Source organism: Leeia oryzae DSM 17879, from assembly GCF_000376945.1.
GTDB classification, from domain to species: Bacteria; Pseudomonadota; Gammaproteobacteria; order Burkholderiales; family Leeiaceae; genus Leeia; species Leeia oryzae.
This window is the reverse complement of record NZ_AQXU01000016.1, coordinates 61524-87885: the sequence shown is the minus strand read 5'-3', so window position 1 is coordinate 87885 and position 26362 is coordinate 61524. Positions and strand designations below refer to the sequence as shown.

The window sequence follows — 26362 nt, the reverse complement described above, 5'->3', positions numbered from 1 at the left end:
TATCAGGTATCCTCTGCTTTTGTATGTCCCGATCCGCTGCATGAACTTCTTGCAGCGGTATCTTGAGAAAGTCATTCTGTGCTTCAAGTTGTAGACCGTTCTGTTTCTCCCGCTGCGTTAGACCAACTCATTCAGCAACGTATTCCTGCACCATTGGCACGCTTGCTCGCTGCACGAGGTGTCGCCGATGCCACTGAACTGGATTATTCGTTGCAGCGACTACCATCTTACACCCTGATGAAGGGGGCGGCAGAGGCGGGTGCCCGGTTGGCAGATGCCATTCTGGCCAAAGAGCGCATTCTGATCATCGCCGACTACGATGCTGACGGGGCAACCGCGTGTGCTGTGGCCGTGCGCGGGATTCGCATGCTGGGCGGCGTGGTGGATTTTCTGGTCCCCAATCGCTTTGAATACGGCTATGGGTTAAGCCCGGACATTGTGGCACTGGCGGCAACGATGAATCCGCAATTGCTGGTCACCGTGGATAACGGGATTGCCAGCCTTGCGGGTGTGGCTGCCGCCAATGCACTGGGCATGCAGGTGATTGTCACCGATCACCACTTGCCGGGCGATTCCTTACCGGATGCGCTGGCCATCGTGAACCCCAATCAGCCCGGGTGCGAATTCCCGACCAAGGCGCTGGCAGGGGTGGGGGTGATGTTCTATGTATTGCTGGCAACCCGCGCCATCCTTCGGGACCGGGGCGCATTTGCCGATAGTCCGCAACCAAACCTGGCCCGGCTGCTGGATCTGGTGGCGCTGGGTACAGTGGCAGACGTGGTGCCGCTGGATAGCTTGAATCGCACGCTGGTGCATCAGGGGTTGCAGCGCATGAAGTCAGGCCAGGCCTGCCCCGGGCTGCAAGCCCTGTTACAAGTGGCCGGGCGCAGCATACCGAATGTCAGCTGTTATGAATTGGGCTTTGTGCTGGGTCCCCGTCTGAATGCTGCTGGCCGTCTGGAAGACATGTCGCTGGGTATCCAGACATTGGTGACAGATGATTATGCGCAAGCAGAAAACTGGGCGACAGAGCTGGACGAACTCAACCAGGCACGGCGCGAGATCGAAGCTGACATGCAGCAAGAGGCGCTTGCCGTCCTGACCATGAAGCCGGATGAAAACCGTCACTCGCTGGTGCTGTTTGATCCGGCCTGGCACCAAGGGGTGGTCGGACTGGTGGCAGGACGCCTCAAAGAGCGGTTTCACCGGCCGACCATCGTGTTTGCCAGAGGCCAGGATGGCGACCTCAAAGGCTCTGGCCGGTCCATTCCGGGGTTTCATCTGCGGGATGCGCTGGACTATGTCAGCAAGCAGTATCCGGATTTGATCCAGAAGTTTGGCGGACATGCCGCGGCGGCCGGCTTGACGCTGGCCGAAGAGGATTTCGAGCAGTTTGAGTCGGCCTTTGAAGCGGTGGCCCAGCAATGGCTGACCCCCGCGCAATTGCGCAAGACACTGGAGACCGATGGCGAATTGGCGCCGCATGAAATTGACCTGTCGCTATCAGAGCAACTGGATCAGGCCATCTGGGGGCAGGGCTTCCCAGCGCCGCTATTTCGTGGGGACTTCGTTGTGATAGATCAAAAAGTCGTCGGAGAGAAACATTTACGTTTGCGTTTGTCCCCGAAGGGTGCTTACATACAGGTTGACGGCATTCTATTTAACCAACCCGATTTTATCCCGGATGACATCTCGATCGTTTACCGCTTGGGGGTAAACCGTTTTGCCGGGAAATCCAGCGTTCAGCTGGTTGTCCAGAATTGGCAGCCGGGCGCATAGGATTAAATGCTGCAGGTGGATTTCTGATCGTCCGCTTCATCGCTGGACTGAGAAACATACCGGCAAAAACAGAAACAACATGTGTGGAGATTCAAGATGCAAATTGATGTTCAATTAAAAGATAACAGCGCGACACTCGGGTTGTCCGGCCGTTTTGACTTTAGCGCGCACCGGGATTTCCGCAATGCCTACCAGCCTGTGATCGACAATCCGGCTGTGCGTGAAGTGGCCATCGATTTCTCTCGTGTCGAATATGTAGACAGTTCAGCCTTGGGCATGCTGTTGCTGCTGAAAGAAAAAGCCGTACCACTGGACAAAAAAATTGTGCTAGTGAACTGTACGGGCTTTGTCCTGGAAGTATTCCAGGTAGTGAACTTCCAGCAACTGTTCGAAATGCGCTAAGCTCCTGCCAGGTCAGACACGTTGTCAGAAAACCCGGTACGTACCCACGTGCCGGGTTTTTGTCATTTAAGGCAGGTGCTTCCATCTCCTTGCCCGTCAGTTTCTCCCCCGTACAGCTATCCGGCATCGTCTAGCTTACAAAATCTCCAAACCTTGTAAGCAAACTACATTTTGCGTGTTATTGCCTCTTTCCTAAAACCGCTCCCTTGCAAGGCTTGTGAATGCTTTGTTGATGCTTTTTGCATATTCATAATAAGAAATGTCGATTCACTATATCGTATTAAACTTACAAAAAACTTTTAAAAAACTTACGCAAAACTTACAAAATATATTTACAACTGTAAGGTTGGCCGCTATAGTTCACTCAGATTGATATGTAGTCAGGCTACATTAGTCAATTGTTATCAGTGGTTTACTAAAAATAACCAGGAGAAAAGAGATGTCTGTAAAACTTTCAACCATGTTCAAAGTGCTGGCCGTAGCTGGTGTGACAACCCTGGCAGGTGCCGCATTTGCGGGTGAAGTAGAAGTACTGCATTGGTGGACTTCCGGCGGTGAAGCCAAATCAGTTGCCGAACTGAAAAAGATGCTGCAAGCCAAAGGCCATACCTGGAAAGATTTCGCAGTTGCTGGTGGCGGTGGTGACAACGCGATGACCGTATTGAAGTCTCGTGTGGTGTCAGGTAACCCGCCTGCAGCCGCACAAATTAAAGGCCCAGCCATTCAGGAATGGGCTGCTGAAGGCGGCGTTGCAGATATTTCTGCTGTTGCCAAAGCCAATAACTGGGACAAGGTTCTGCCACCAGTTGTTGCTAGCCAGATGAAATACAAAGGCAAATATGTGGCTGCACCGGTAAACGTGCACCGCGTAAACTGGTTGTGGATCAACAAGGCCGCGCTGGACAAAGTAGGTGCTAAAGCCCCTGCAAACTGGGACGAATTCTTCAAGCTGGCTGACAAGTTCAAAGCTGCTGGCATTATCCCTGTGGCTCACGGTGGTCAGGATTGGCAAGATTTCACCACCTTCGAAGCTGTTGTTCTGGGTGTTGGTGGTGCCAAGTTCTACAATCAGGCACTGGTGAAACTGGACCAGACCGCGCTGAAATCACCAACCATGCTGAAAGCGCTGCAAACCTTCAAGAAAATCCATACCTACACCGATAAAGGCGCACCTGGCCGTGACTGGAACCTGGCAACTGCCATGGTTATCCAGGGTAAAGCCGGTATGCAGATCATGGGTGACTGGGCTAAAGGCGAATTCCAGGCTGCTGGTAAAAAACCAGGTAGCGACTTTGTATGTGCAGCCACACCAGGCAGCGCAAATGCCTACACATACAACGTAGACAGCTTCGTGATGTTCCAGCAGAAAGATCCTGCCAATGCAAAAGCACAGGCTGATCTGGCTGCATCCATTCTGTCTCCAGAATTCCAGCAAGTATTTAACCTGAACAAAGGTTCCATCCCTGTTCGTACCGATGCCAAAATGGATGCTTTCGACGATTGTGCAAAACAATCTAACAAAGACTTCCTGGCAACGGCCAAAAACGGTGGTCTGCAACCTTCCATCGCTCACGGCATGGCTGTTTCTCCAGCAGCAGCCGGTGCGATCAAAGATGCAGTGTCTAACTTCTGGAACACAGACAGTGTGACACCGCAGCAAGCACAAGCACAAATTGCTCAGGCAGCAATGACCAAGTAATTGGTTAGGGGAGGGCTCCCTCCCTGATGTGGCAATGTAATATGTAGTCTCCCCGGCAGAAGTCGGGGGGGCTGCAGATCCTTACGCAATACCAGAATTCTTCAATAACACAAGACTTATTGCCTGTTTCGCATGGTGCAATCGGTTTGAGCTGTACTGTCTGATAACGGCTATGTCAGATGGTGCGCAAGGCTTGCCGTTCTGTGACGATATCCAGAACGATTTTCATTTGCTGACCAGAGGTTTTGATATGGCAACGCAAGAACATTCTGTCGGTCAGAAACGGTTTGATCAATGGTTACCCAAGCTGGTAGTGGCACCATCGTTCATTCTGTCGCTGATCTTCATTTATGGTTTCATTATCTGGAATGGCTACCTGTCATTCTCCACATCACGCATGCTGCCTAACTATGAGTGGGCCGGCATGGTGCAATACGAAAGCCTGTGGCAAAACGCCCGTTGGTGGGTTGCCATCAAGAACCTGGGTATCTTCGGTGTGCTGTTCATTGGCATCGGTACCATGCTGGGTTTGTTTCTGGCCATTTTGCTGGACCAGAAAATCCGGGTAGAAGGCGCATTGCGCAGTATCTACCTTTACCCGATGGCGCTGTCATTCATCGTGACCGGTACCGCCTGGAAATGGATTTTGAACCCGAGTTTCGGTCTTGAGCATCTGGTGCAAAGCTGGGGGTTCCCGAACTATACGTTTGACTGGCTGGTGAACCCGGAAAAAGCCATCTATACCGTGGTGATTGCCGGTGTGTGGCAGTCTTCCGGCTTTGTGATGGCGCTCTTTCTGGCCGGTTTGCGCGGTATCGATGACTCGATCATCAAAGCCGCCCAGGTCGATGGCGCATCGCTGCCCCGAATCTACTGGCGCATCATCATTCCGTCTCTGCGCCCCGTGTTTTTTAGCACGATCATGATTCTGGCTCACCTGGCCATCAAGAGCTTTGACTTGGTGATGGCGTTGACCAACCGCGGCCCGGGGTATTCGACCGACATGCCAGCTTCTTTCATGTACACCATGGCTTTCGAGCGTGGGCAACTGGGGGTTGGCGCTGCAAGTTCTACCATGATGCTGGCCATGCTGGCCGCGATTGTGGTGCCTTATCTGTACTCAGAACTACGGGGATACAAGAAAAATGGCTAAATCAACCCGGTTTATCCTCTATACCGTACTGTTGATTGCAGCACTGTTCTATCTGCTGCCAATGTACGTCATGTTAACCACGTCCGTGAAAACCATGGACGAAATCCGGAATGGCAGTTTGCTGGCATTCCCTACCGGCATCAGTCTGGAAGCTTGGGGAAAAGCCTGGGATTCCGCCTGTACCGGCATCCAGTGTAGCGGCCTGAAACCGTTCTTCTGGAACTCGGTCAAGATCGTGGTACCGGCCGTGATTCTGTCCACCATGCTGGGCGCCATCAACGGCTATGTACTGACCAAATGGAAGTTCAAGGGCTCCGATATCATTTTCTCGATGATGCTGTTCGGTGTGTTCATGCCACTGCAGGTTGTCCTGCTGCCAATGTCCCAGACACTGGGCTGGATGGGGCTGACAGAGTCTGTATGGGGCCTGGTGACAGTTCACGTGCTGATGGGTATTGCATCTACCACGCTGTTCTTCCGCAACTACTATGTCAGCATTCCAGACGAGCTGGTCAAGGCAGCCACGCTGGATGGCGCAGGGTTCTTCCGGATTTTCTGGCGCATCATCCTGCCTTTGTCGACACCGATCATCATGGTGACGTTCATCTGGCAGTTCACTAACATCTGGAACGACTTCCTGTTCGGTGTGGTGTTCTCCGGTAGCGACAGCAAACCGATCACGGTCGGCCTGAATAACCTGGTCAATACGTCAACCGGGGTGAAGGAATACAACGTAGACATGGCCGCCGCCATCATTGCCGGTCTGCCAACCATGTTCATCTACTTTGTAGCGGGTAAATATTTTGTGCGCGGCCTGACAGCCGGCGCGGTGAAGGGCTAGTTCTGTAGACCGCAAGCGGTACAGAACCATCATTATCCCGATTAAAGGAATACAACAATGCGTGCACTAAAAATCAAAAACGTAAAGAAGAGCTTTGGCGGTGTCGATATCCTGAAAGGCATCGACATTGAAGTCGAACCGGGTCAGTTTCTGATTCTGGTCGGCCCGTCCGGTTGTGGCAAATCCACCCTGATGAACCTGATTGCCGGTCTGGAAACCGTAACCAGTGGCGAGATCGTCATTGGCGACCGCGTGGTAAATGACGTACCGCCAAAAGACCGCGACATCGCCATGGTGTTCCAGAGCTATGCGCTTTACCCCAACATGAACGTAAAGAAGAACATCACGTTCGGTATGGAAATGCGTAACGTCGACAAGGACGAACAAGAAAAGATTCTGGAGCGCGTTTCCAAAATGCTGCAGATCGAACACCTGCTGGACCGCAAGCCATCCCAGCTCTCCGGCGGTCAGCGCCAGCGCGTGGCCATGGGGCGCGCGCTGGCTCGTGATCCTGGCTTGTTCCTGTTTGACGAACCACTGTCAAATCTGGATGCCAAACTGCGCGTCGAAATGCGTACAGAGATCAAATTGCTGCATCAGCGCACCAAAACCACGGTAGTGTATGTGACGCATGACCAGATCGAAGCCATGACCCTGGGCGACCGTATTGCCGTGATGAAAGATGGCCATATCCAGCAGTTTGGTACACCACACGAGATTTACGATAATCCGGCCAACATGTTTGTGGCTGGTTTCATCGGTTCGCCATCCATGAACTTTATCCCGACCCGAATCGTTGCCGCAGAAGGCGGTCTGGGTGCCGAGATTCTGCATGGCGAGCAGAACTGGATATTCCCGCTACAAGACCCGCAAGGCAAACTGCAAGCCTGGGTGGGCAAAGATGTGATTCTTGGCGTGCGTCCAGAGCAGTTCACCGCCGCAGAAGATGATGAACCTAGCTACGATTGCAAGGTAGACATCATTGAGCCAACCGGTCCGGACACCCTGGTGTTTGTCCACCTGAACGGCAAAGAAGTGGTGTGTCGCGTTCACCCGAAAAAAGCCAAGCACCCGGGTGAAATCCAGCGTCTGACGGTCGATCTGACCAAGGCCGTGGTGTTTGATCCAAAAACGGAAGCGCGTATTCTGTAACGGACAAACCGGATAAGCCGGACCATCTGTCACAGAGGATCACATCGGCACGTTTTGTAACAAAATGTGCCTGCCAAACGGGAAGGTTAACGCCTTCCCGTTTGCTTTTACTTTACAGTATTCTGCTAACATGTCTCATTGGCATGATTTGGCAGGGCACCTAATGTACACGATCGCAATCGTCTCGGATATTCATGGCAATTTGCCCGCCTTGCAGGCGGTAGTGGCCGATATGTCCCTGTGGGAGATCGATCAGGTCGTGAATCTAGGGGATTCCCTCTCAGGTCCCTTGCTGCCCGCAGAAACCGCAGACTTTCTGAAGCAGCAAGACTGGGTGCATCTGGCAGGCAACCACGAAAGACAATTGTTGACCCAGTCGCCGGATCAGATGGGGTTGTCAGACGCCTTTGCCCACTCGTGTCTGTTGCCGCATCATCTGGACTGGTTGCAAGGCTTGCGCGATACACGGAGACTGTCAGAAGCGGTGTTTCTCTGTCATGGAACACCCACAAGCGATATTGACTATTTTCTCGATACCGTTACGCCGCAGGGTTGCCGGCCCGCAACGCCGGACGAGATTGGGGTGCGCCGGGCAGGCATCACCGCATCGCTGATCGCTTGCGGGCACACGCACTTGCCTCGAATAGTCCACATGCCGGATGGGACGGTGATCGTCAATCCGGGTAGTGTCGGCCTGCCTGCCTATGAGGACGATCGTCCACACCCTCACCGGATGGAAAACGGCGGACCCGAGGCAAGCTATGCGCTAGCCCGGCAGACAAGCCAGGGCTGGGACGTCAGGATCCGGTCTGTCAGCTACGACACAAGCGGAGTGGTCGGGTTAGCCGTTTCACGGGGACGGCATGACTGGGCGCACGCACTTCGGACCGGATTCGTCGAAGCATCGCCGGCTTGAACCCGGCAAAGACACGGCATGATTAGATTTTGTCAAGAGGTTGAAAATCTGGTATAATTCTGTCGTTTATCGAATTCGTAATTATATACGATGGGCCTTGTGCCCATTTTTTGTTTGTGGAAAGCCTTATGGATATGCGGCTGTTGGTTGAAAATACCCTGACTGGCCTGGGTTACGAGCTGGTGGATATGGTGGCAACACCACGCGGTGGTATTCAATTGTTTATTGACCGTCTGGATACCACCAGTGGTGGTGTGACCATTGAAGACTGCGTCAAGGTCAGTAATCAGTTAACCAATCTGTTTCTGGTCGAGAATATCAACTATGAACGACTGGAAGTGTCATCCCCCGGTCTTGACCGTCCATTGAAAAAGGCATCGGACTTCGAGCGGTTTGCTGGCAAAAAGGTAAAGGTTAAGTTGCGTGTCGCAATCGACAACCATAAACGCCTGACCGGCAAGCTTAAAGGGCTGCAAGACGATGTATTGACCGTAGAGGTCGATGGACGTGACTGGTCGATTCCGATGAATCAGGTAGACAGAGTCAATCTGGAACCTGAATTCTAAAAGCCGGATCTCCGCTTTCTGACAAAGACATGGTGAACCACACCCGATGTGTGGTTTATGGTAAAAATTATTGTGAATTGGTGCGAAGTTCGCCCGGAGGCAAGACATGAGTCGTGAAATTCTGTTGCTAGTGGATGCGCTGGCGCGGGAAAAGAACGTCGGTAAAGAAGTGGTTTTTGGTGCGCTGGAATACGCTTTGGCGTCAGCAACGAAAAAACGCTATCAAGAAGACATCGATGTCCGCGTCGAGATTGATCGCCATACGGGCGAATACAAGAGCTTCCGTCGTTGGGAAATCGTCGACAAAGACGTATTTGAATTCCCGAGCAAGCAAATGATGCCGCATGAAATTGCGGAAGACTATCCGGAACTGAATCTGGAGCTTGGCGATTTTCTGGAAGAACCGCTGGAAGCGATCGAATTCGGTCGTATCGGCGCCCAGACTGCCAAGCAGGTCATCCTGCAGCGCATCCGTGATGCAGAGCGCGAACAACTGCTGGAAGACTTCCTGGCTCGTCGTGAACACCTGGTGAACGGTGTGATCAAGCGCATGGACCGCAACGGCGCCATCATCGAAGCCGGCAAGCTGGAAGCCCTGCTGCCGCGTGACCAGATGATCCCGAAAGAAAACCTGCGTGTGGGCGACCGCGTGCGTGCCTACCTGTCCAAGGTAGAGCGCACCAACCGTGGTCCGCAGATCTTCTTGTCCCGTACTGCACCTCAGTTCATTACCAAACTGTTTGAACTGGAAGTGCCAGAGATCGAAGAAGGCCTGATCGAGCTGAAAGGCGCTGCCCGCGATCCTGGCGTGCGTGCCAAGATTTCCGTGAAAAGCAACGATCCGCGCATTGACCCGCAAGGTACCTGTATCGGTATGCGTGGTAGCCGTGTGACCGCCGTGACCAATGAACTGGCCGGTGAGCGCGTGGATATCATCTTGTGGTCAAGTGACCCGGCCGGTTACGTGGTTAACTCGCTGGCGCCAGCAGAAATCAGCCGTATTGCCGTGGATGAAGAAGCCCATAGCATGGATGTGGTCGTCAACGAAGACCAACTGGCCATTGCCATTGGTCGTGGTGGTCAGAACGTACGTCTGGCGTCCGAGCTGACCGGCTGGCAGATCAACATCATGACTGTTGATCAGGCAGAAGAAAAACACGAGGCAGAATTCGCCGCTATCCGCCAACTCTTTATCGAGGCGCTGGATGTAGACGAAGAAGTAGCCGATGTACTGGTGCAGGAAGGCTTCTCCACACTGGAAGAAGTGGCTTATGTACCACTGGCAGAAATGCTGGAAATCGAAGCGTTTGACGAAGACACGGTAAACGAACTGCGCAGCCGTGCTCGTAACTCGCTGTTAACACGCGCCATTGCAAGCGAAGAAAAACTGGAAGCGGGTGCTGTAGACCTTCAGGAAGTTGAAGGCGTAGATAGCGAAATCGCCCACAAGTTGGTTGATAAAGGTATTCAAACCCGTGATGACCTGGCCGAACTGGCTGTCGATGAGCTGGTAGAGATTACTGGTATTGACGAGGAAAGAGCGAAAGCATTGATCCTCAAGGCACGTGAGCACTGGTTTAATTGAGAGCACTCCGGAATAGGGAGCGGGTATGACAACATCAAACGTCGCACAATTTGCTGATGAGCTTAAGCTCAAGCCAGAGCTTTTGCTGGAACAGCTACGCGCGGCCGGGGTAAACAAATCATCAATTCATGATGAATTGTCTGAAATCGATAAATCCCGGTTGCTGGATTACCTTCGCCGCCAGCATGGCGCGGGTGACGCATCCAAAAAAATTACACTGACTCGCCGTCAGACCAGTGAAATCCGCCAGGCGGATGGTTCTGGCCGTGCGCGGACGATTCAGGTAGAAGTAAAGAAAAAACGCGTTTTTGAAAAGCGTGAAGCACAGCCAGAAACCGGGTCACATGATGCAGCGGCTGACGAAGCCTTGCTGGACCAGCAAGATCACGCCGCCGAGCTGGAACTGCCAGTCAGCGAGCCTGAAGTGCATGTTGAGCCAGTCGTAGAAGAAGTGGCCCCGGTTGTTGAAGTGGTTGCAGAACCTGTGGTTGAAGAAGCACCAGCACCCGTCGTAGAAGCGGTTGCACCAGTTGCAGCACCGGAAGTCGAAGCGGCAGCACCAGTGGCCGCGGTACCGGAAGCTGTGGCTGCAGAAACTGCTGCAGAAGCCGAGCAAAAAGCCAAGCCGCAAGGCACCCTGCATGTTCGTCAGTCTATCCTGACCCCGGAAGAGGTTGCTTCTCGTGAAGCGGACTCTCGTCGTCAGGCTGAACTGCGTGCCCGTCAGGAAGCAGACCGCCAGGCTCGTATCGAGCGTGAAGAGCGTTTGAAGCGTGCACAGGCGGCTCAATTGCAAGCCGCTACTGCACCTAAGGCTGCCGAACCGGCTGCTGCAGGAAAACCGGGTGCACCAGTTGCCAAGCCGGCAGCCAAGCCTCAACCGGGCGCAGCCAAGCCTGCAACTGCCGCACCTGCGGCAGACAAGAAAGATGCCAAACGTGGTGGTGGCCGTGATGACCGTGATGGTGATGGCGGCAAGAAACGTGGCCTGAAGGTTCGCGGTGCGACCGACGGTGGTACTGGCGACTGGCGTTCCAAGAAAGGTGGCGGCAAACACCGTCATCAGGCGGACGTGCAGCAGTTCCAGGCACCAACCGAGCCGATGGTTCGTGAAGTACCGGTACCGGAAACCATTACAGTGGCCGAACTGGCGCACAAAATGGCCGTGAAGGCTGCTGAAGTGATCAAGACCATGATGAAGATGGGTTCCATGGTCACGATCAACCAGGTGCTGGACCAGGAAACTGCGATGATCGTCGTGGAAGAAATGGGTCACATTGCCAAGGCTGCCAAACTGGATGATCCTGAAGCGCTGCTGGAAGCGGCTGAAGGTACCCAGCACGAATTTGCCCGTTCTCATCGTGCACCAGTGGTGACTGTCATGGGTCACGTTGACCATGGTAAAACCTCGCTGCTGGATCACATTCGTCGCGCCAAAGTGGCTTCCGGCGAAGCGGGTGGCATTACGCAGCATATCGGTGCTTACCACGTAGAAACCGACCGTGGCATGATCACCTTCCTGGATACCCCGGGTCACGAAGCGTTTACCGCAATGCGTGCCCGTGGTGCCAAGGTGACTGACCTGGTTGTTCTGGTTGTGGCTGCTGATGATGGCGTGATGCCGCAAACGATCGAGGCGATTCACCACGCGAAAGCCGCTGGTGTGCCTATCGTTGTTGCCGTGAACAAGATTGACAAGGCCGAAGCCAACCCGGAGCGCATCCGTCAGGAACTGACACAGCATGAAGTTGTGCCGGAAGACTGGGGTGGCGATGCGATGTTTGTGGAAGTGTCTGCCAAAACCGGTAAGGGCATTGACGCCCTGCTGGAAGGCATTCTGCTGCAAGCTGAGGTGCTGGAACTGACCGCATCACCAGAAGCACCTGCCAAAGGGATTATCATTGAAGCGCGCCTGGACAAGGGCCGCGGTTCTGTGGCAACCATGCTGGTGACGGATGGTACCCTGCGTCGTGGCGACATTGTGCTGGCGGGTGGTGTGTACGGTCGCGTACGTGCCATGCTGGATGAAAACGGCAAGCCGATCAATGAAGCCGGTCCATCCATTCCGGTCGAGATTCTTGGCCTGTCTGATGTGCCGAACGCCGGTGAAGATGCAATGGTACTGGCTGACGAACGCAAGGCCCGTGAAATTGCCCTGTTCCGTCAAGGCAAGTTCCGTGACGTGAAACTGGCCAAGCAGCAAGCTGCCAAGCTGGAAAACATGTTCGAGCAGATGTCCGAAGGCGAAGTGAAGAGCCTGGCCCTGATCATCAAGGCCGACGTACAGGGTTCTTACGAAGCATTGGCACAGTCTCTGCAGAAACTGTCTACACCGGAAGTCAAGGTCAATATCATTCACAGTGCAGTGGGTGCCATCAGCGAGTCTGATGTCAACCTGGCCATTGCGTCCGGCGCGGTGATGATCGGCTTTAACGTCCGTGCAGATGCGCAGTCCCGCCGTCTGGCTGAAAACAATGGCGTGGATATCCGCTACTACAACATCATTTACCAAGCGGTGGATGAAGTGAAGTCTGCGCTGTCCGGCATGCTGGCACCAGAAAAACGCGAACAGGTCATTGGTATGGTCGAAGTCCGTCAGGTCTTCGTCATCTCCAAAGTGGGTACCATTGCCGGTTGTTACGTGCATGATGGTGTGGTTCGTCGTAACTCTGGCGTACGTGTACTGCGTAACAACGTGGTTATCCACCAGGGCGAACTGGACTCGCTGAAGCGCTTCAAGGACGACGTCAAGGAAGTTCGCAACAACTTCGAATGTGGTCTGTCACTGAAGAACTACAACGATCTGCAAGAAGGTGACCAGCTGGAAATCTTCGAAGTGGTGGAAGTGGCCCGTTCACTGTAAGCACTCAGAAACTGGCCCGGACATTCCTGGAATGTCTGGCCAGAAAAGACGCAAAAGCTACGGAAAATGCTTCCGTAGCTTTGCGTTTTTTGTACTTTAAGGGTAATAAATCATGGCCAAGCATTTTACGCGCGCCGACCGGGTGTCACAGCAATTGCAGCGTGACATCGCAGAATTGATCCGTGCTGAACTGGATCACCCGAAAGCATCCCTCATTACCGTGACGGATGTGGAAGTAACTCGTGACTATTCCCATGCCAAGGTGTTTTATACCTTCCTGGGTACATCAGAAGATGCGGCCGAGATTGCAGAAAAACTGGAGCATGCCAAAGGTTTCCTGCGTTCGGAACTTGCACGTGGCTTCAAACTCTTCAAGATGCCGGAGCTACATTTCCTGTATGACCATTCCATTGAAAACGGGATGCATCTGGACCAGCTGATCGCAAAAGCGAACGAGACGCATAGCGACGACGAGTAACCGTGCATGAAACGCAAAATTGATGGGGTGCTGTTACTGGACAAGCCGTATGGCTGGTCCAGTAACAAGGTGTTGATGAAAGCGCGCTGGCTGCTGCAGGCACAAAAGGCCGGGCATACCGGTGTGCTGGATCCGCTGGCGACCGGCTTGTTGCCGATCTGCCTGGGTGAAGCGACCAAGTATGCGCAGCGCTGGCTGGATGCAGACAAGGGGTATCTGGCGACGATCCACCTGGGAATTACCACCACGACCGGGGATCTCGAAGGTGAGCGGGTAACCGAGTTGCCGGTGACATGCACCGAAGCAGATGTACTGGCGGCGCTGGACCGGTTCAAGGGCCAGATTTCACAGGTGCCCCCCATGTATTCTGCACTAAAGCATCAGGGCAAGCCCTTGTACGAGTATGCGCGTGCCGGTCAGGAAATTGAAATACAGGCGCGCACAGTGACCATTTATGAGTTACAATTGCTCTCTTGTCAATTGCCCGTACTTGAAGTACGTGTCCGGTGCTCCAAAGGCACTTATATCCGCACGCTGGCGGAAGACATAGGCAAGGCGCTGGGGTGTGGTGCGCACCTTGCCGGGCTGCGACGCACAGGAACAGGTGGCTTCGAGATTGCTTCTGCCATTACGCTGGAAGCACTGGAAGCGATGAATATGGAAGCGCGTGAAGCACTTCTGTTACCGGTGGATCATCTGTTAGGTGATTTGCCAATGCTGACGCTGCCTGAGGCAGAGTCAGTCAGGTTGTCCCACGGTCAGGCTGTACGCCATAACGGCCAGCCGGGGCAACAACGGGTATACGGGCCAGATGGCCGGTTCCTCGGTTTAGGGGAGCTGCGTGATGATGGTGTCTTATATCCGGCGCGCATGATGGGAAACCACTGAGTTTGGGCTTGGTTGTCACCTGTCTGCTGCGAAAATTTTTTATTGAATGGGGAAACCCGACCGTTGCATGAAACTGCAACCATTACTGGAGAAATACAATGGCGTTTACCGTTGCCCAAAAATCTGATGTAGTTAAACAATACCAACGTAAAGAAGGTGATACCGGTTCTTCTGAAGTGCAAGTTGCACTGCTGACCGCCCGTATCAACGATCTGACTGGTCACTTCAAAGAACACAAGAAAGATCACCACTCACGTCGTGGTCTTCTGCGTATGGTGAGCCGTCGTCGTAAATTGCTGGACTACCTGAAGCGTACTGATCTGGATCTGTATCGTTCTCTGATCGAACGTCTGGGCCTGCGTAAGTAATATCCGGCGGTTGACCGCCAGCCTGTATGCCACCCGCCGCTTTTATCCAGGGCCGGGTGGCATATTCGTATCGAGGGAGGGGAGTCTCTAATCGTGCCCGGCGCAAAGGCAGCAAGTTGTGCGGCGAGCAGGCTTAGGGTCTTCCTTCGGCAAGGCTAACTGTCTGTTTTACCCTGATGTCTACCGTGGTCTGCGGTATGAGTGATGTGAAAAGATGTGATACTCATACACCTGATAATGCAGATACCCGAGTAGCCAGGTCTTATTGTGTGAAAGGAAATTGTTTTGAAATTACAATTAAGCTCCGTGAAAAAGAGTTTCCAGTACGGTCAACATACCGTAACGCTGGAAACAGGTGAAATCGCCCGTCAGGCAACTGGTGCCGTGATGGCCAGCATGGGTGACACCGTTGTGCTGGTATCTGTTGTTGCTGCTACCAATGTAAAACCAGGTCAGGATTTCTTCCCGCTGACCGTTGATTACCAAGAACGTACTTATGCTGCCGGTAAGATCCCTGGTGGCTTCTTCAAGCGTGAAGGCCGTCCAAGCGAAAAAGAAATTCTGGTTTCTCGCCTGATTGACCGCCCGCTGCGTCCACTGTTCCCTGAAGGTTTCTTTAACGAAATCCAGATCGTGGCTACCGTGATGTCTGTGGACCCACAGATTGATCCGGATATCCCTGCCATGCTGGGTGCGTCTGCTGCGCTGGCGATTGCCGGTGTGCCGTTTGATGGCCCGATTGGCGCTGCGCGCGTGGGTTATGTAGATGGCCAGTACGTACTGTGTCCTACCTCTGACCAGCTGAAGTCTTCTTCTCTGGACCTGGTGGTTGCCGGTACCGAATCTGCCGTACTGATGGTGGAATCAGAAGCCAAAGAACTGTCTGAAGAAGTGATGCTGGGCGCGGTTGTGTTCGGTCACGAGCAAATGCAAGCTGCCATCAATGCCATTCTGGACCTGGCTGAAGAAGGCGGCAAAGATCTGTGGGACTGGCAAGCGCCTGCCAAAGACGAAGAAATGGAAGCCCGTGTGGCTGGCCTGGCACAGGAAGGCATTTCTGCTGCTTACCGTCTGCGCAACAAGCAAGCACGTTCACAAGCCTTGTCTGAACTGAAAGACAAAGTGTTTGCAGAAGTGATTACGGAAGACATGGATACTAACCGTGTTAACCAGATCAAGAACATGGTCAAAGAACTGGAAGCCCGCGTTGTGCGTGGTCAGATTCTGGCGGGTGAGCCACGTATTGATGGCCGTGATACCCGTACCGTTCGCCCGATTGCGATCCGTACCGGCGTATTGCCGCGCACCCATGGTTCTGCCCTGTTTACCCGTGGCGAAACCCAGGCAATCGTTGTGGCTACGCTGGGAACCGCTCAGGACGTGCAGAACATTGATGCACTGATGGGTGAATACCAAGACCGCTTCATGCTGCATTACAACTTCCCTCCGTACTCTACCGGTGAAACCGGTCGTGTCGGTACGCCTAAGCGCCGCGAGATTGGTCACGGCAACCTGGCCAAGCGTGCCCTGAAGGCTGTATTGCCTTCGGCTGAAGACTTTGCCTACACCGTACGTGTGGTGTCTGAAATTACCGAATCCAACGGTTCATCTTCCATGGCATCTGTCTGTGGTGGCTGCCTGTCCATGATGGATGCCGGTGTACCGCTGAAAGCACACGTGGCTGGTGTTGCCATGGGTCTGATCAAGGATGGTAACCGCTTCGCCGTGCTGACTGACATTCTGGGTGATGAAGATCATCTGGGCGACATGGACTTTAAAGTAGCCGGTACCGAAGCAGGCGTGACCGCACTGCAGATGGACATCAAGATCAACGGCATTACCAAAGAGATCATGAAAGTGGCGCTGGACCAGGCTCAGTCTGGCCGTATGCACATTCTGGGTCTGATGAAAGAAGCCGTTTCCGGTGCAAACCAGGAAGTGTCCGAGCACGCACCACGCATGTACACCATGAAGATCAATCCGGAGAAAATCCGTGACGTGATTGGTAAGGGTGGTTCCGTGATCCGTGCCTTGACCGAAGAAACCGGTACCCAGATCAACATCGAAGAAGACGGCACCATCGTGATTGCTTCTGTCGGTGCTGAAGGTGCTGCACTGGCCAAGAAACGCATTGAAGAAATCACCGCTGAAGTTGAAGTGGGCGCGATCTACACTGGTCCAGTGGTTAAAGTGCTGGAATTTGGTGCGATTGTGAACCTGCTGCCAAACAAAGACGGTTTGCTGCACATCAGCCAGATTGCTCACGAGCGCGTGAACAACGTGGGTGACTACGTGAAAGAAGGCGACGTTGTAACCGTTAAAGTGCTGGAGCTGGATGAAAAAGGACGTGTGAAGCTGTCCATGAAAGCCCTGACACCACCACCAGAAAAGAAAGCACCTGCACCTGCTGCTGACGACGCACAAGTGTAATGCCTGATTGCTGATGGTAAAAACCGCCTGGCTTGCCAGGCGGTTTTTTTATGGGTATTGCACTTGCATCAGGGGCAAAACGCGCATCACCTTACAGGCGTTGTTTTAGCTCTCTGAGAGTTTCAATGGCATAACGGAGCTGGCTGTGATCCGTCGCGGTACCTAGCGCCAGGCGTATGCCAAACGGACCGGTTTTTCCATCTGTACTAAAGACGCTGTCAGCTGCGACCAGTATGCCGTGGGATGCCAGTAGCCCGGCCAGAATGGCACTGTCTTTGGCGGTTGGCAGCGGAACCCAGCGATGCGGGCATCTTGGTTCGCGGGTTTTCTCTTTTAGCAGTTCATCCACAATCTGGTGACGAGCCTGCAGTTCATGTCCCTGATTCCGCAGGCGTCTCAGTGCCGTACCGTCTTCCAGCCAGCGTAGGGCCACGTCTGCCAGCAACGGGTTCACGTACCAGCTGGTACTGTGCCAGTGTCCTTCACCCAGACCCAGATGCTGGCCCGGGTCGACAATCATGCCCAGCCGCAAGCCAGGTGCAACCGTTTTGGACAATCCGCTGATATAAATGACATGCTCTGGCGCCAGCGTCAGCAAGGGGGTATGTGCAGCCGCCGCCAACGGACCGTAGACATCTTCTTCGATCACCGTGATCTGGTATTGCGCCAGCAACTGCACCAGTTGCTGCCTGGTGGCCAGAGACATGCTGGCGGTCGTGGGGTTTTGCAGGGTGGGCATCAGGACGAGCAGACGGATGCCGCCTTGCTTCAGGCGTTTTTCCAGCGCGGCCAGATCGATGCCATCGTCGGTGAGCGGAATTCCCTGCAAGCGGATGCCAAACTGGGCGGCCACGGTTTTTAGGCCCGGGTAGGTGAGGGATTCGCACAAAACCGATTCGCCCGTTTTGGCCATGCGGGACAAGACTTCTGTCAGGGCGTGTTGTGCCCCGGCACACAGCGTAATGGCCTCTGGGGACACATCCTGTACGCCATGCTGGCCGAGCCAGCCCGCAAGTGCCTGCTTTAGCGGAAACCATGCTTCCCAGCTGCGGTAGGCAAGGCAGGAAGCCAGACTGCGGGTCTGGCTGAGCGATGCCAGTGTCTGGTTCAGATCATCATCATTGGCCAGTTGGGGTGAGGTACTGACGGAGAGATCGACGGATATCTTCTCCGGGTGGCTCAGTGCAAACAGCCGGTTTGCCTGGTTGGGAAACGAGACAAACGTGCCATTACCGGTTTCTGCGGTGAGCAGGTTACGCTCGATGGCGGCCTTGTAGGCACGGGTGATGGTAGACAGATGCACCCCCAGCAAGTCTGCCAGTAATCGCTGCGGCGGGAGACGCTCCCCCGGCATGAGCTTGCCTGTCCGGATATCGGTTTCCAGCGCTTTGAGCAGGGCCAGATACCGTGGGCCGGCGTATTGATCCAGATAGGGTAACCACATGGAATATCCGCCTTCTTCCGCGTTTAATGAAACGTTTTCAATGAGGAAGTATGCCTTGTTTGCGGGGTAATTGTCATGCAGACAATTTGAGCGGATCAGCTTGTGGAAACTACGATTCGACACCCGTGACGACTCAGTGCAAATACCGACCCGGCTTGGTTTCTTAATGAATACTATTGCGAAAAAGTGGCAGTTTTGTTTCAGTCTCTACTTTTGGTCAAAAGGGGTTGAGCATGTTCGGTAACATGAAAATCTCGACAAGATTGACACTGGGTTTTGCCTTGATGTCGATCCTATTGTTATTGGTGTTGGGGATGGGCTGGGCAGGTCTTGGCGTGCTGAAAGCGGGCATGACTGACAATGCGGCAGTGAGCGCGCGTGCCAGAATGATGAGCCAGATGGAAAGTTCTACCATGAACATGGCCATTGTGGCGCGGGCGGCGGTATCTGACATGAACGGGGACGCCATCACCAGTAACCTGAAGGCGCTGGAAGATGGAGCCAAGGCGCTGGAGGCTGATGAAGCAGCCTATCTGGCGATTGCCAAGGATACGCAGACGCCGGAAGAAGCGGCCATTTTTGCCCGTATTCATGAAGGCAAGGCCAAAATGGTGCCCAAGTTCAAGGAAATCCATGACTTGGTGAAGTCTTATCTGCATGGCGAAGCCACGGGGATTTTCCAGAACGATATCTGGCCGCAAATGAGCAAGCAGAAAGTGCAGTTTGCGGCACTGAAGGCGCAGCAGGCGGGCTTGCTGAAGGCGGCAGAAGCCAAAGCGGCACTGACGTACCATACTGCGCTGATCGGCTTGTTGTCTGTATCTGCCGTGGCGGTGGTTTTCAGCCTGATTTTGGGTAACCGGGTTACGCACAGTGTCGTACAACCGCTGAAAGAAGCGGTGGCCGTGGCCGAGAAGGTGGCTTCCGGTGATTTGACCGGTACGCTGGTGATCAAGCGGCATGATGAAACCGGACAGTTGCTGCATGCGCTCCAGGCCATGAAGCAGGCGCTGAGTACGACGGTATCAACGGTGTTGTCTGGTGCGATCGGGGTAAAGAGCGCGGCCGGACATTTGTCGGTGGCGACTCGCGGATTGCAGCAGCGGGTTTCTGCACAGGTAGAGGCTACTTCGTCTACAGCGGCGGCAATTGAACAGATTTCGGTCAGTATCAGCAGTGTGTCCGATGCGGCAGACGAACTGCGTGCGTTGTCGGCCAGCAGCCTGTCCGCCACCGAGCAAGGCGCTACCCGTCTGGGCGAGCTCAAAACCCAGATTGGCACGGTAGAATCGACGGTGGGTGATATTGCGACGGCGGTGCAGTCGTTTGTGGACAGCACGCGTGAAATTACCGCCATGACCCAGCAGGTGAAGGAAATCGCCGACCAGACCAATCTGCTGGCACTGAATGCCGCGATTGAGGCGGCACGAGCCGGGGAACAAGGGCGCGGATTTGCGGTGGTGGCCGACGAAGTACGCCGGCTGGCAGAGAAGTCGGCCATTTCTGCCAGCAGCATTGATGAAGTGACGCAAGGGTTGTCCCGCCAGACCGAGCGGGTGGTCGAGGTGATCGAGCGTGGCCGTGTGGCGATGCAGTCCAGCGCTGTGGCCGTTGGCAAGGTTTCCGAAACGCTGGCAGTGTCTCGCGACGCAGTCCAGCAAGCCAATGCGGGCGTGGATGATATTGCGTCTTCGGTGCGGGAGCAAAAGCAGGCCGCCGCTTCCATTGCCCAGTCGATGGAGCAGGTGGCCCAGATGTCGGACGAGAATGCGAATACGGTGATGGCGGCGACAGCGGAAGTCGATACCATGGAACGTGTGGCTTCCAGTTTGTCGGATGCGGTGCAGGTATTTAAAGTGTAAACAGGTTGTCCGGTTTTACCCCCAGCACAACGGCCAGGCATTTGCCTGGCCGTTGTGCTTTTGGCGGATGAAGAAAAAAGTGTCATGCAGACAATTGCTGTCGATAGGCAGCAATACTCCAGCCATCAACCGCTAAGGAGAACATCATGCAATGGCCAACCCTCGAAGAGTTGGATGCCGCCGCCAGTATCGTTTACGAATACATGCAGCCGACCCCCCAGTATGCCTGGGCTCAGCTGGAGCAGCTGTTTGGTATGCCTGTCTGGGTAAAGCATGAAAATGTGTCACCGCTGGGGGCTTTTAAAATGCGGGGTGGTCTGGTGTATGTGCGACGGCTGGTGGCACAGCAGGGACCGGTCAAGCTGGTGTCTGCCACCCGCGGCAACCATGGGCAGTCGATTGCGTTTGCAGGCCGTGCCAATCGTGTACCGGTGACGATTGTGGTGCCTAAAGGCAACAGCATGGCCAAGAACACGGCCATGCAAGCATTAGGTGCCGATCTGCGGATTGGCGGGGATGACTTTCAGGCGGCGCGCGAGTTTGCCGCCAATCTGGCCAGGGAAGAGGGCGGTGTAATGGTGCCATCTTTCCATCCTGATCTGGTCATGGGGGTGGCAAGCTATGCGCTGGAATTGTTGCGCGCGGTGCCGGACCTGAAACGCATCTATGTGCCGATCGGCATGGGCTCTGGTGCGGCTGGCGTCGTGTATGCCAAGCACGCGTTGCAGCATCCGGTGGAGATTATCGGGGTGACGTCTGCCCATGCACCGGCTTATGCGCGCGCATTCGAGACTGGCGACTGTACGCCAATGGCTGTGTCTACCTGGCTGGCAGACGGTCTGGCTTGTCGCAGCCCGGACCCGCAGGCGGTTGAGGTGATTCGTGCTGGTGTATCAAGGATTGTGGAAGTCAGTGATGACGAGGTGGTGAAGGCGATTCGCCTGTTGGCGGATACCACCCACCATATGGCAGAAGGTGCCGGGGCAGCCGCCATGGCGGCGGCGCTGCAGGACAAGGATGCGGGCCGCTTGTGTGAAGGTCCGATGGCGGTGGTGATGTCCGGTGGCAATATCGATACACCGGTGCTGAAAGACATTTTCAGCCAGACCCCATGCACGCATGAGGCCCTGGCGGCGCTGTAACGGTTTACAGGTAAGCAGGGGCTTGGCCTGGCTGCCAGGTCGGGTACTTGTGCATGATGGCATCGAACAAAGGCATGGTGGTCAGGGTAGACAGCCATGCCTTTAGTTTTGGATAGTCTGCCTGCTCGAACCAGAGACTATCTACTTTGGAAAACTGGCGCACAAACGGGAAAATGGCAATGTCTGCCAGCGTGATGCCGGGACCGAACAGGTAGGGATACTGGTTTAATCTGGCTTCCAGTTCAGCCAGAAAGACCTCGCCTTGTGCCCGGTAATCTGCTTGCGGCCGGTCCGGATAGCGGTCCGGGTATTTGTAGCGGTCTAGTGCGGCTTTGAACGGACCATCGTTGGTTGCGATGAGGGCCTGCGTGTTATACCGTTGTGCAGCGAGCACCCAGCCTGCCGGGTCATGCTGCGAGAGTGCCCAGTGCATGATGTCCAGACTTTGCTCCAGGACCTGCTGGTCTGGCAGGACCAGCACGGGAACTGTACCTTTGGGGGAGTTCTCTAACATGTGCGCGGGTTTGTCGCGCAGGCTGATTTCCCGGACTTCGATCATCAGGTTGCAATATTTCAATGCCATTCTGGCACGCATGGCATATGGGCAGCGTCTGTATGAATAAAGAATGGGGCTGGGCATGGAATCTCTTTTATACTGTGGCCTGTCAGGCGTAAAAGATACCAAAGTCTGGCGCGTTGCAGGCATTTTTTATCAGGAGGATATATGCACAAACAATACCGGTTATCAGCCAAGGAGCTGAAAGAACTGGCCAGCGGCATGGGCCTCTGCATGGTGACAGACAAGATTGTGGTGGATGGTGAGCCTGTGGCTTACATGATCCGGGAAGAACCGGAAGATGCGGAAGACAGCGGCTGGCGTTTTTTCTCAGGCACGGAAGATGACCGCTATATTGATAATCCCAAGTATTTTAATCTGGTGGATGTGAATCTGGTGGCCAATTGCGACCCGAGCATTGTGCCGCATCTGAAGTCTCCGGTGGGCGCCGAGTTCGACAAAGGGGATGATGGTGTGTTTTACGATGCCAATGAGGACGAGTGAGCCGCTGCATTGGTAGTTGCACCCTGAAAGTGAAACGGCCGGATCACCATGATCCGGCCGTTTTTGTTAATGGAACGGCTATTTGCGGCTAATCGTTACCATCCGGCAAATGCAGCACGCCGGCGTGATAGTCGTATTCGTAGACTTCGCCGTAACGCCCCCATTCGATCGCTACATTCAGTACCCGTTCTGCCTCGTGGGGTTTCAGGGATTCATGCAGGACTTCCAGCAGTTTCTTTTCGGGCAGTTTGCCGGTGGTTTCATTTTCCAGTGTCGAGCGAATGTGCCTTGCCAGCGGGACGTGTTCCAGCAGCAGTTGGCCGAACAGCTCTTGTTTCAGGGCTTGTTCTGCCAGGTGGTAATTGGTGCCCAGCCGGGTGAGGGTGATATCCCCTTTGTCGATATGGGCCAGCCCCAGCAGGCTCAAGGCTTCGTAAGCGGGGAACAGTTCATCGTCAGATAGTTCGGCTTCTTCGGCCAGTTTGGGCAAGTCGGCGCGACCATTGAAAGGGGCGTCGGCAATCAGGTCCAGCACGCCTTCGATGCGACTGATGTCGGCATCCGGCAGGCGGTAACCGATATGCATTGGCAGCGACAGATCGGTGACCTGGGTGCTGGCGGGTCGCATGGTCATCAGTGCGTACACTTCATCAATCAGCGAGCGGACTTCCAGCGTATCGACATTGCGCGGGCGCGGCAGGTCTACCTTGATTTCGGCGCGAATCCGGCCTGGGTCGCTGGAGAAAATCAGCACCCGGTCGGCCATCATCACGGCTTCTTCGATATTGTGGGATACCACCAGAATGCCCTTGGTCGGAATCTTGCGCGCTTCCCAGAGTTCCAGAATGTCATCCCGCAGGGTTTCGCCGGTCAGGACATCCAGGGCCGAAAATGCTTCGTCCATCAGCAGGATGTCCGGGTTGGTGACCAGTGCGCGCGCAATGCCGACCCGTTGGCGCATGCCGCCGGAGAGCTCACGTGGCAGCGCGCCACCGAAGCCGGATAAACCGATCAGTTCCAGCACCTCGTCCGCCCGTTTCTGACGGGTATCTGGCGGGACGCCTTGGGCTTCCAGCCCGAGTTCGACGTTTTGCTGAACCGTGAGCCACGGAAACAGGGCAAACGACTGGAACACCATGGCGATGCCGGCCACAGGGCTGGTAATGCTGCGCCCGCGGTAATTGACCTTGCCCTGATCCGCCGGGATCAGGCCGGCCATGATGCGCAGCAGGGTGGATTTTCCCGAGCCGGATTTGCCCAGCAGGGCGACAATTTCGCCTTCGTGCAGGGTGAAATCCACATTTTCCAGTACTTTTCTGGCGGTGCCGTCAGTGGTCTGGAAGTTTTTGTCGACGGCGGTCAGTTCTAACAGGAAGTCCTGCATGGTATGTCCTTAATGTCCTTTGTCTTCGGCCAGAATATAGAGCTTGCGCCAGAAGAAGCGGTTCAGCAGCATGACGAAAATGCACATCACGCCAATGCCGAGTGCAATGCGATGAAAGTCGCCGATATCGGTCATCTGTTTGATATAGCTGCCCAGACCGTCGGCAATCAGGCGGGTTTTACCCCAGGATACATATTCGGACACGATGCTGGCGTTCCATGAGCCGCCACTGGCGGTAATGGCGCCGGTAACAAAGCTGGGGAAAACGGCCGGCAGATAGACGCGCTTCCACTTCAGCCAGCCCTTGAGCCCCAGGTTGTCGGCTGCAAGGCGCAGCTCGTTGGGGATGGAAGACGCACCGGCCACCACGTTAAACAGGATGTACCACTGCGTACCGAATACCATCAGCGGGCTGAGCCAGATGCCGGGGTTCAGGTCCAGCCTGACAATGCAGAAAACCACCACCGGGAACATCAGGTTGACCGGGAAGGCCGCCAGAAACTGGGCCACCGCCTGAATCTTTTGTGCATAGCGGGGACGTAGCCCGATCCAGATGGCGACGGGTACCCAGAATAGCGACGCCAGACCGATGAGCAACATGACCCGGAACAGGGTGATGAACCCCAGCCCGAAGACGTGCAAGGCCTCTTGCCAGCCCACATCGCGATGGATGAATAGCACCAGCCGGTAGACGGTAATCGCCAGCAGCAGAAACAGCAGGGATTCCCCGATGCGTGCCAGGCGGTCTCGGTGTTTGAAGACCGGGTGCGCCAGTGGTTTGTCTGACGGGCGCTTGCCGAACCAGCCCAGCGTTTTGCGCATGTGCATCCAGAAAGATTCGGTGGCTGCACGTACCCAATTGCTTTTACGGCCCCAGTCCAGCAACCAGGATTTCTGGGCCGTATCACCTTGGGTTTCTTCAAAGCGGAACTTGTCAGCCCAGGCCAGCAACGGACGGAAGAATAACTGGTCGTACAAGAGGATGCCGGTCAGCATGGCCAGAATAGCGTAAGCGATGGCTGAACCGTTCTTGGTTTCGATGGCGACGGCGATATATGCACCGATACCCGGTAGCTTGATGTCTTGCCCTGCTACCGAGATGGCCTCGGCCGCGACCAGAAAGAACCATCCGCCGGACATGGACATCATCATGTTCCACAGCAATCCGGGCATGGCAAACGGCAGCTCCAGCCGCCAGAAGCGCTGCCAGCCCGTCATCTGGAACACGCGTGAGGCTTCGTTGAGCTCTGGCGGTACGTTACGGATGGACTGGTACAGGCTGAATGCCATGTTCCAGGCTTGCGAGGTGAAGATGGCAAAAATGGCCGCGCATTCTACACCCAGCAGATTGCCGGGGAAGAAGGCAATAAACGGGGCAATGGCAATGGCCTGAAACCCGAGAATCGGCACCGATTGTAAGATATCAAGCATCGGGATCATGAATTTCTCGGCGGTTTTGTACTTGGCGGCGACAGCGGCAAACACAAAGCTGAACAGCAGCGAGAAAAACAGCGCCGTGAACATCCGCAGGATGGTGCGCAGCAGGTAGTAGGGCAGGTAGGCTGGCGACAGCGAAATGGGCGTGACTTCGCCGATGTGGAACGGCTTGGTCATCTGCATGGCGGCATACGCCAGCAACACCAGCACGGCCAGCACAAAGGGTAGCAAGATCCAGTCCCAGCGGTTCGGCTTCAGACTATTATTATTTTGATGAAGAATCGGCGTGAACAGCTCGAACATGCGTACTACCTGCTTCCGTTATCTATTTTTTATCGTACTTTCAAAAGTGCTCAGGTCAGGAAGGCGATGATGGCATCCGGATGCCATGGCAACCCCATAAACCCTGCGACGACAAAGCTAAACCCAATGCTGCCGAAGCCCCAGCAGGTGGCCAGCAGCCAGAAGGTGCCGGTCAGTGCGGCGATACCGGCAATGGCCAGCGAAATCGACAGCAAGGCATCGGCCAGATCGAACTGGTCATCTCTGTAGCTTAGCGCATCAAAGGCTTTTTGCTTGGCTTTGGCCGTTGCCTGGAATTCTGGCAGGCGCTGCTTGTAATGCACGACCTCGGTCTGAATCTCTGCCAGCTGTTTTGCAGCGGCAGGGCCTGGCTTGCCAGTCTGCAACGAGGCAACCAGCAGGGTTTGCTCGTCGATGTGCAGCTTGATCGACTTGGCCTGGTATTCATTCCAGGTGTCGGCAATATCGGCCTTGTACTGCTGCATGGCCTGCACGATATTGTCGTCCTTGATCTTGGCGATGCCCATGCATACCGAAAAACACAAGACAGTGATTGCAATCCAGGCATTCAGCCTGGGGTTCTTGGATTCGGGTACTTCAACTTCCATAA

Annotated in this window: 22 protein-coding genes; 17 read left to right on the top strand and 5 right to left on the bottom strand. The window is 54.7% G+C overall.

All coding sequences use genetic code 11. The annotated features are described in order from the left end of the window. Positions 1–78 precede the first annotated feature (78 nt). From recJ to pnp, 14 genes are all read left to right on the top strand, one after another. The gene (recJ, locus tag F552_RS0103880; protein WP_026182373.1) at positions 79–1779 is read left to right on the top strand and encodes a single-stranded-DNA-specific exonuclease RecJ; all 1701 of its coding nucleotides are present in this window, start codon (positions 79–81) and stop codon (positions 1777–1779) included. Between the two features lie 96 nt (positions 1780–1875). Continuing rightward, positions 1876–2181, top strand: a complete 306-nt coding sequence (locus tag F552_RS0103875) for an STAS domain-containing protein (protein ID WP_018150409.1) — start codon at positions 1876–1878, stop codon at positions 2179–2181. Between the two features lie 439 nt (positions 2182–2620). After that, positions 2621–3880 (top strand): ABC transporter substrate-binding protein, encoded by a 1260-nt coding sequence (locus F552_RS0103870; protein WP_245546651.1) that lies wholly within the window; start codon positions 2621–2623, stop codon positions 3878–3880. Positions 3881–4052: 172 nt separating this feature from the next. Next, a complete protein-coding gene (locus tag F552_RS0103865) occupies positions 4053–5033 on the top strand; it encodes a carbohydrate ABC transporter permease (RefSeq protein WP_018150407.1) in 981 nt (326 codons plus the stop codon). Next, positions 5026–5874 carry a carbohydrate ABC transporter permease gene (locus F552_RS0103860; protein WP_018150406.1) on the top strand — a complete coding sequence of 283 codons (849 nt, stop codon included), beginning with the start codon at positions 5026–5028 and terminating at the stop codon, positions 5872–5874. Before F552_RS0103865 ends, F552_RS0103860 begins: the two co-directional genes overlap by 8 nt. A gap of 57 nt (positions 5875–5931) precedes the next feature. Beyond that, positions 5932–7026 (top strand): ABC transporter ATP-binding protein, encoded by a 1095-nt coding sequence (locus tag F552_RS0103855; protein WP_018150405.1) that lies wholly within the window; start codon positions 5932–5934, stop codon positions 7024–7026. A 163-nt stretch (positions 7027–7189) separates the two neighbouring features. Next, complete coding sequence (locus F552_RS0103850) at positions 7190–7942, top strand: metallophosphoesterase family protein (protein ID WP_026182372.1); 753 nt, start codon at positions 7190–7192, stop codon at positions 7940–7942. Positions 7943–8070: 128 nt separating this feature from the next. Then, entirely contained in the window at positions 8071–8508 is a 438-nt protein-coding gene (gene rimP / locus F552_RS0103845; RefSeq protein ID WP_018150403.1) for a ribosome maturation factor RimP, read from the top strand. Between the two features lie 106 nt (positions 8509–8614). Then, a complete protein-coding gene (gene nusA, locus F552_RS0103840; RefSeq protein WP_018150402.1) occupies positions 8615–10093 on the top strand; it encodes a transcription termination factor NusA in 1479 nt (492 codons plus the stop codon). A gap of 25 nt (positions 10094–10118) precedes the next feature. Then, positions 10119–12956: a translation initiation factor IF-2 gene (gene infB, locus F552_RS0103835; RefSeq protein ID WP_018150401.1), complete on the top strand. Its 2838-nt coding sequence runs from the start codon at positions 10119–10121 to the stop codon at positions 12954–12956. 112 nt (positions 12957–13068) lie between these two features. Next, complete coding sequence (gene rbfA / locus F552_RS20450; RefSeq protein ID WP_018150400.1) at positions 13069–13434, top strand: 30S ribosome-binding factor RbfA; 366 nt, start codon at positions 13069–13071, stop codon at positions 13432–13434. Positions 13435–13440: 6 nt separating this feature from the next. Next, complete coding sequence (gene truB / locus F552_RS0103825; protein WP_018150399.1) at positions 13441–14322, top strand: tRNA pseudouridine(55) synthase TruB; 882 nt, start codon at positions 13441–13443, stop codon at positions 14320–14322. Positions 14323–14420: 98 nt separating this feature from the next. Then, complete coding sequence (gene rpsO / locus F552_RS0103820; RefSeq protein WP_018150398.1) at positions 14421–14690, top strand: 30S ribosomal protein S15; 270 nt, start codon at positions 14421–14423, stop codon at positions 14688–14690. Positions 14691–14975: 285 nt separating this feature from the next. Then, the gene (gene pnp, locus F552_RS0103815) at positions 14976–17120 is read left to right on the top strand and encodes a polyribonucleotide nucleotidyltransferase (RefSeq protein ID WP_033374647.1); all 2145 of its coding nucleotides are present in this window, start codon (positions 14976–14978) and stop codon (positions 17118–17120) included. A 91-nt stretch (positions 17121–17211) separates the two neighbouring features. Here pnp and F552_RS0103810 read toward each other — a convergent pair whose 3' ends face one another. Then, the gene (locus tag F552_RS0103810) at positions 17212–18564 is read right to left on the bottom strand and encodes an aminotransferase-like domain-containing protein (RefSeq protein ID WP_018150396.1); all 1353 of its coding nucleotides are present in this window, start codon (positions 18562–18564) and stop codon (positions 17212–17214) included. 233 nt (positions 18565–18797) lie between these two features. Between F552_RS0103810 and F552_RS19930 the strand changes: the two genes are divergently transcribed. Together F552_RS19930 and F552_RS0103800 are read left to right on the top strand one after the other, a co-directional pair. Beyond that, the gene (locus F552_RS19930; RefSeq protein ID WP_018150395.1) at positions 18798–20426 is read left to right on the top strand and encodes a methyl-accepting chemotaxis protein; all 1629 of its coding nucleotides are present in this window, start codon (positions 18798–18800) and stop codon (positions 20424–20426) included. Positions 20427–20572: 146 nt separating this feature from the next. Further along, complete coding sequence (locus F552_RS0103800) at positions 20573–21568, top strand: threonine dehydratase (protein ID WP_018150394.1); 996 nt, start codon at positions 20573–20575, stop codon at positions 21566–21568. Between the two features lie 4 nt (positions 21569–21572). On the opposite strand, the gene F552_RS0103795 is transcribed toward F552_RS0103800, so the two are convergent. Continuing rightward, on the bottom strand, positions 21573–22208 hold the full coding sequence (locus tag F552_RS0103795; protein WP_018150393.1) for a glutathione S-transferase: 636 nt from the start codon (positions 22206–22208) through the stop codon (positions 21573–21575). A gap of 84 nt (positions 22209–22292) precedes the next feature. On the opposite strand from F552_RS0103795, the gene F552_RS0103790 reads away from it, so the two are divergent. Beyond that, on the top strand, positions 22293–22628 hold the full coding sequence (locus tag F552_RS0103790) for a DUF2185 domain-containing protein (protein WP_018150392.1): 336 nt from the start codon (positions 22293–22295) through the stop codon (positions 22626–22628). 88 nt (positions 22629–22716) lie between these two features. Here F552_RS0103790 and F552_RS0103785 read toward each other — a convergent pair whose 3' ends face one another. Genes F552_RS0103785 through F552_RS0103775 form a run of 3 tightly spaced genes read right to left on the bottom strand, consistent with a single transcriptional unit; the run spans position 22717 to position 26360 of the window. Continuing rightward, positions 22717–24012: an ABC transporter ATP-binding protein gene (locus F552_RS0103785; protein WP_018150391.1), complete on the bottom strand. Its 1296-nt coding sequence runs from the start codon at positions 24010–24012 to the stop codon at positions 22717–22719. Between the two features lie 9 nt (positions 24013–24021). After that, a complete protein-coding gene (locus tag F552_RS0103780) occupies positions 24022–25752 on the bottom strand; it encodes an ABC transporter permease (RefSeq protein WP_018150390.1) in 1731 nt (576 codons plus the stop codon). 50 nt (positions 25753–25802) lie between these two features. Then, positions 25803–26360, bottom strand: coding sequence for a DUF4337 domain-containing protein (locus F552_RS0103775; protein ID WP_018150389.1), 558 nt, complete (start codon positions 26358–26360; stop codon positions 25803–25805). Between the last annotated feature and the right edge of the window lie 2 nt (positions 26361–26362).